Source organism: Pseudomonas sp. FME51, assembly GCF_014897305.1.
Window position 1 is genome coordinate 1 of record NZ_JABUYN010000027.1, and the last position, 7,311, is coordinate 7,311.

The 7,311-nt window shown below is 56.4% G+C and carries 2 protein-coding genes; both read right to left on the reverse strand.

What is annotated here, in order from left to right:
* The coding region (locus tag INT39_RS22090; RefSeq protein WP_193076123.1) for a non-ribosomal peptide synthetase at positions 1-4,834 on the reverse strand (4,834 nt) is incomplete at its 3' end.
* Between the two features lie 18 nt (positions 4,835-4,852).
* Positions 4,853-7,311 (reverse strand): condensation domain-containing protein (locus INT39_RS22095; RefSeq protein WP_193076124.1); only part of this gene is annotated, 2,459 nt, incomplete at its 5' end.

Consider the following 7,311-nt stretch of genomic DNA (forward strand, 5'->3'; position numbering starts at 1 on the left):
GGATGGCCAACAGGCCAATCACCATTTCCAGGCTGCGCTCTACGGCGATGCCGACTAGTACATCGGGGCCGACGCCAAGTTCACGCAGTTTGTACGCCAGTTGATTTGCTCGCTGGTTAAGCTCGGAATAGCTCAGTGACTGATCACCAAAGACCAACGCAGTTGCCTCGGGAGTCTTCACCACCTGCTGTTCGATGAGCTGATGGAGACACCGTTCGACCGGATAACTGGCTTCAGTACGGTTCCATTCCCCGATGACCTGCCGAAGCTCTTCGCTGCCCAGCAATGTCAATTCGCCCAGCGATACGTCCGCATCGTTACTCATCGCCAGCAGCAGGCGTTCGAATCCGGCAGTCACACTTTCAATGGTTCTGTCGTGAAACGCGGTCCGGCTATAGATAAAGTTGACGGATAGGGTTTCACTTACTTCAGCAGCAATTGTTAATTCATAGTTGGTTTGCCCCTCACCAGATAGTCCGCTGAAGGTCAGCCCGTATGATGCCCCCTGTTCCAGCGCTTGGGAAATGGGGTAGTTCTCAAATACCAACAAGGTGTCGAACAGTGCTTCACCACTGCTGCCAGCCCAGCGCTGCACTTCATACAGTGGCGTATATTCATGCTCACGCAGAGCAAGGTTCTGCGCCTGGAGTGCCTGCAGCCATTGCCCGACGCTCTGTTCGGGCAGCGGTCGGGCAGCCAGCGGCAAGGTGTTGATAAACAGGCCCAGTTGCTGCTCGATACCGTCCAGGTCGGCAGGCCGGCCGGAGACCGTGACTCCACAGACCACAGAGTCCTGCCCGGTATAGTGTTGCAGCAGTATCAGCCAGGCTGCCTGCACAAGGGTATTGAGAGTGACTCGCTGACTCTGGGCAAAGTTGTTCAGTGCCTCGGTCTGTTGTTTATCGAACACGACCTGCTGATATCCATACCCGGATTCAGACTGCAGGTCTGGCTGTCTGATCGATTTAGCCAGTCGCGTCGGCCCATCAAGCTCTACCAGTTGTTCTTTCCAGAAAGCCTCGCCGGCAGATGTATCCTGTTCACCCAGCCACTCGATGTAATCCCGGTACTGACTGGTGACCGGCGTCGGCGCAACGCCTGCATAGTTTTGCAGAATTTCGCCCATCAGCTGCGAGTTACTCCAGCCATCCAGGAGGATATGATGCGTGGTGTGAATCAGGTGGTGGGTGTTGTCAGTGGTCCGGATCAAGGTCAGACGCAACATGGGGTCGCTGGCCAGATCAAAGCCCTTGCTGCGATCCTCAAGTGCCAGTGCATCCAGTTTTTGCGACAGCTGCGCCTCAGTGCGCCAATCCAGCAACGTACAGGGTGCGTCTATCCGTTTGCGGATCACCTGCAAGGGAGTCTCTACGGTAACAAAGTTCGCACGCAGAACTTCGTGCCGGCTGATCGCAGCATGCCAAGCGGCCTTGAAGCGTTCGACATCCAGTCCCTGCACATCCACCCGCATCTGATTGATGTAATGCCCGGCCTCAGTATCAAGCAGGGTATGGAACAACATGCCCTGCTGCATCGGTGAGAGCGGGTAGATATCCTCAATCTCTTCCGCCGGTATCGGCAGATTAGCCAGTTGCACCGGGCTAAGCACAATCAACGGCGAGCGCTTCTTTGCCTCGCTGACAGGCATCGCTGCCTGTGGCTTGGCCTCGATCACCTGCGCCACCTTGGCCAATTGCCCGATAGTCTGCTGTTCAAACACCTGCTTGGGCGTGAGTTTGATGCCTTGGCGCTTGGCTCGGGCAATGATCTGCAGGCTGAGAATGGAGTCGCCACCCAGCTCGAAGAAGTTGTCGGTGGTGCCAACCTGTTCCAGCTTGAGCACATCAGCCCAGACGGAAGCGAGAATGCGTTCGATCTCATTGCCCGGTGCCACGTAGGCCTGCTTGATCGCTCCCGGTTTGGGCAAGGCGCGTTTGTCCAGTTTGCCGTTGGCCGTCAGTGGCAGTTGCTCCAGCAGCATGACCTGGGCCGGTACCAGGTAATCCGGCAGGCGTTCTTTCATTAGCTGCTGCAGGGCTTCGCTGCTGGTATTTTTATCGGCAACCGCATAGCCCACTAGTTGCAGCCGCGTTTCATCGCTGTCCAGTGGCAGGGCCAGCACCACGGCATCCTGTACGCTGGGCAGGGCGGCCAGTACCCGACCGACTTCGCCCGGTTCGACCCGGTAGCCGCGGATCTTCACCTGGTCGTCGGTGCGGCCGATGAATTCCAGCAACTGATCTTTGCTCAGACGTGCACGGTCGCCCGTACGGTAAAGGCGCCCGCCACCCTCGGCGGGAATGAAGCGTTCGGCGGTAGCCGCTGCCTGACCAAGGTAACCCTGGGCCAGGGTTGCGCCGCCCAGGTAGAGCTCACCGGCGACTCTCTGCGGCACCGGATTGAGGTAGGCATCCAGCAGCTCAGCGCGTACATTGGCCAGTGCCAGGCCTACCGGTACGCTGTGGCTGTCTTGCAGTCGCTCGCTCACTTCGTGGGTGAGCACACCGACGGTGGTTTCGGTGGGGCCGTAGTGGTTGATGATCCGGCACTCGGGCTTGAGTGCCCGGACTTTTTCCACCAGCCCCCAAGGGCAGGCTTCACCACCGAGGATCAGCATCTTCGCGGGCAGCACGTCGGCGGCCTTGCCGGCCTGCAGCAGCGCTTGCAAGTGGCTGGGGGCGATTTTCAGCACATCAATGTGCTGTTCGGCCATGTACTGGGCGAAGCGGTCAGGGTCGAAGGCGTGGTCATGGGACAACAGGTGCAGGCTGCGGCCCGAGGCCAGCGCGCCGAACAGCATGGTGTGGCCGAGGTCGGCGGCGATGCTGGAGACCAGAGCCAAGCTCGCGTTCTCGGGCAGCTCAAGGCGTTGCAGGACGGCCTGCAGGTAGTTGGCCAGTGCACTGTGACTGACCACTACGCCCTTGGGTTGCCCGGTGGAGCCGGAGGTGTAGATGATATACGCCGGCTGCTGTGGCTCAATGACCGTTGCCAGCGCTGCGTCGCTCTGATCGGCCCATTGCTCTGGCTGGTAGGTCAGGCTTGGGCACTGTGTTGCGGTTGCCAGTGCGGTATCCACAGCTGGGTGGATCAACAGGGCGGCGTTACTGTTGTGCAGTAGTTGTTGCAGGCGCTCGACTGGCTGCTGGTTGTCCAGCGGCAGGTAGATCGCCCCCAGTTTGAGCACCGCCAGCAGGCTGACGACCCAGTCTGGGGAGCGCTCCTGACACAGGGCGACAACGGCGCCAGTACCTATGCCTTGTGCCTGAAGGTGGTGCGCCAGTTGGTTGGAGGCACGTTCCAGTTCGGCGTAGCTGAGCTGCTGGGTGACTGCGGCTACCGCAATTTGCTGGGGATGCTTAATAACAGACTGCTGCCAAAGAGCAAGAAAGTCATTTTCTGAAAACAGCTCTTGCTGAATAGCAACCTGCGTTTGTGTTTCTTCCTGACATGGTTGCGCTGTCGGCAACAATGCAAGTACGTTGCCGAGCGGCTGAGAGCCTGAACCCACCAAAGAAAGCAGTTGATGCTCCAACTGGCGACTCAATTCTTCAATATCTTCGTGCGAATACTGCTTGCAATGATAGGCAAGTATTAATTCAAGGCGATCATTCAGCGCAGCGATAACGCTCAACGGGTAATTATTGCGGCCATTGCAATATAGAATATCACCCTCCCGCGACTGCTCCGCATCTATCGAGCTTATGCGCATATCCGCTGGGGCTTTCTTCAGCGCCTCATCAATCGGATAATTCTCAAATACTAGGATGCTATCGAACAGATTTTCCCCCTCGGGTAAATCAGCATACTTGCTTAGCTCTGACAGCGATGAATATTCAAACTCACGGCTAGCCACGCTTTTTTCCTGGACACGTCTTAACCATTCAGCCACGCTCAGTTGCGGATCAATCAAGGTGCGGAACGGCAATGTGTTGATGCACAGCCCAACTACAGTGTGCAAGCCCGGCAGCGAAGCAGAACGCCCGGAAGTCGTGACGCCAAACAGCACTTCATCACGATCGGAATAAGCTGCCAGGAGCAAGCCCCAAGCTCCTTGCACCAGGGTGTTTACTGTTATACCCATATCGCGTGCTGCAGCACGCATCTGATCACTGGTAGAACGAGAAAATACCAACATGCGCTCAGCATAGCGAGCGTCATCGTAATCACCGCGCAACGGTAGCGGCGTCTTCTCATCGACCCCTGCCAGCACTTCAGACCAATACTGCTCCAACATGGACGTATTCTGCCCGTGGACCCACTGGATATACGAAGTGAAAGGTAATGTCGAAGGTAGCGAGTAAATCTCATTACGCAACAATGCTTGATAGCTTCCCAGCAGGTCGCCGAGCACCTTGCTGACGCTCCAGCCATCCAGTGATATGTGATGGAGCGACCAATAAAATCGCCAGTGTTTGTCTCCCTGAACAAACACGCTGACAGTGACAGGTAAGCCTTGCCGAAAGTCATAGCCTCGCTCTTTTATCTCCGCGAGGTGCTTTTCAATAAAGGCGTCCACCTCTTCCGTCGGCAACGAGGCGATATCTATCACATCAACAGCGAGACGGGGTGTTTTGAACACGATCTGTAGAGGAGCATCTATTTCTTCCCAACGATAGTTCGAGCGCAGCACCTGATAGTGGCGGGCTACCTGCTCCCAAGCGTGGTAAAACAGCTTCTCATCGAAATGACCCTTGATCTCGAAGCCAAACTGATAAAAATACGGATCAGCCCCCTCCAGTTGCAGGGAGTGGAACAGGATTCCCTGCTGCAACGCGGACATTTTCGATATAACTTCCACATCATTCTTATTGCGAACAGACTGCTTACTCATTACCGATCTCCAAGATTTTTACAGAATTTCATCTAGCAAACTGTCCAGAGTATGCTGGTCCATGTTCACACCAATAAGGTCCGATGGGGTCAAGCCGCCAGCGTCATTGCCAAGGCAGTGATCTATGATCAGTTTCAACTCTTCGGCGTATTCATTCGCCAAGCGCTGGATGGTTTTTTCCTTGAACATCTTTCGGCTGAAACTCCAGCCCAGATTCAGCTCACCACCATAAACTTGGCCGTTGATCGACAGCCAGTTGCCCAGCGGAGCCTGCTCGCTCTGGCTTTGTCCGGAACTTTCTGCAGCAGGCGCCAGGAATGCGCTTTCGCTTCCTTCCCGCTCTGCAGCAAAACTGCCATCAAACTGCCCCAGGTAATTGAAGGTAATCCGGGGTTCTGGAAGTGCAGACAACACCTGTTGTGCCTGCTGATCACCAAGATAACGCAGGGCACCAAAGCCAATCCCCTTCTCCGGGATCGCCCGCAACTGTTCCTTGATGCGCTTGATTGAGCCATCTACAGCTTCTATTGGACTCAACTTCACCGGGAACATGCTGGTGAACCAGCCCACGGTGCGGGTCAGGTCGATATCCTCGAATAGATCCTGGCGACCGTGACCTTCCAGTTGCACCAGAACATCGTCGTTTTGCGTCCAACGGGAGATGACTCGGGCCAAGGCGGTCAGCAGCAGGTCGTTAACTTGAGTGCGGTACGCCGAAGGTGCCTGCTGCAGCAGTTGACGGGTATAAGTCGGATCCAGTCGGGTCTGGGCACTGGCCGCATACTGGCCCTGCATCGAACCTTCAGGGTTATCGCAGGGCAGGTCGGTATTCACATCACTCAATTGATCCTGCCAGTAGCTCAGTTCCTGCTGCAGCGCTTCGCTATTGGCATAGTCCTGTAGATGCTCAGCCCAGACCTTGGTTGAACTGGTCTTGGCGGGCAGTGTCACTTCCTGACCGGAACCCAACTGGCCGTAGGCGGTTTGCAAATCCTCCAGCAAAATCCGCCAGGACACACCGTCCACCACCAAGTGGTGAATCGCCAGCAGCAGTCGCTGGCTGCCATCGTCCAACTTTGCCAAAACAGCCCGGATCAACGGCCCATCCTGCAGATTCAGGCTACGCTGGGCCTCAGTGCACAGTGCTTCCAGTTCTGCGGCATCCTTGACTGCGGACTTCCACAGAATCTGTTGTCGCCCATCAACTGAACGATAGTGAGCCACCCAACCACCGTTGGCCCCCTGAACAAAACTTAGGCGCAGTGCATCGTGGTGACAAGCAAGTGCCTGCAGTGTTTGCTCCAACTTCTCTGCTTCCAACGCCTTGCCGGGCTTGAGCAACAATGCCTGGTTCCAGTGGTGACGTTCAGGAACGTCTTCTTCGAAGAAGCTTTGCTGGATCGGCAACAGCTGGGCTTCGCCTGTGACCGGCCCTTGATCAATCTGCACGCCACCCTCCTCTCCGAGCTGTGCTACCGTGGCCAGACCCTGCACCGTCTGGTGCTGGAACAGCTCCTTGGGGGTAAAACGGATACCCGCTTGCCGAGCACGACTGACCACCTGGATCGAGATGATCGAGTCGCCGCCCAGTTCGAAGAAGTTATCGGTCAAGCCAACCTTTTCTACCTTCAGCACATCAGCCCAGATGGCGGCTATTTGCTGCTCCAGGTCGCTCTGCGGTGCAACGTACTCTCGCTGCAACTGGCTGACATCCGGTATGGGTAGTGCTTTGCGGTCCAGCTTACCGTTGGGCGTCAGCGGCATCGCCTGCATGAAGATCAGATGCGTCGGCACCATGTAGTCCGGCAGGCTGGCCTTGAGATGGTCACGCAAGGCAGTGCGCAGTTCGGCTTGCTGTTCCGGTTCGACGTCAGCCACCAGATAGGCAGCCAACTGCTTGCCATTTGGTCCGTCAATGTCGACAACCAGGGTGTCGCGAATCGCAGCATGCTCCTGCAACTTGGCCTCGATCTCGCCCAATTCGATACGGAAGCCACGGATCTTCACCTGGTGGTCTATACGACCGGCGTATTCGATGACGCTATCGCTGTGGTAACGAGCCAAGTCGCCGGTGCGGTAGAGACGACCACCACCTTGCTCACTGTTATCGAATGGGTCGGGGATAAAGCGCTCAGCGGTCAATGCTGCCCGTTGGTGATAACCACGAGCCAGCCCAGCACGTCCGATATGCAATTCACCATGGCATCCTGGGGTCGCAATACCAAGATTTCCATCCAGCAGGTACCAAGACAGGTCAGGGATTACTTCACCGATTGGGCTGACCGCTTCTTTATCCAGATCAGCCTGCCGGATCGGGCGATACGTGACATGTACCGTGGTCTCGGTAATGCCGTACATGTTGATCAGTTGCGGCTGGCCATCACCAAAGGCATCGAACCAGGGAGCCAGACTGCCTACATCGAGCGCCTCACCACCGAAAATGATGTAACGCAGTGACAGAGGCTGGGCCTTGTCCA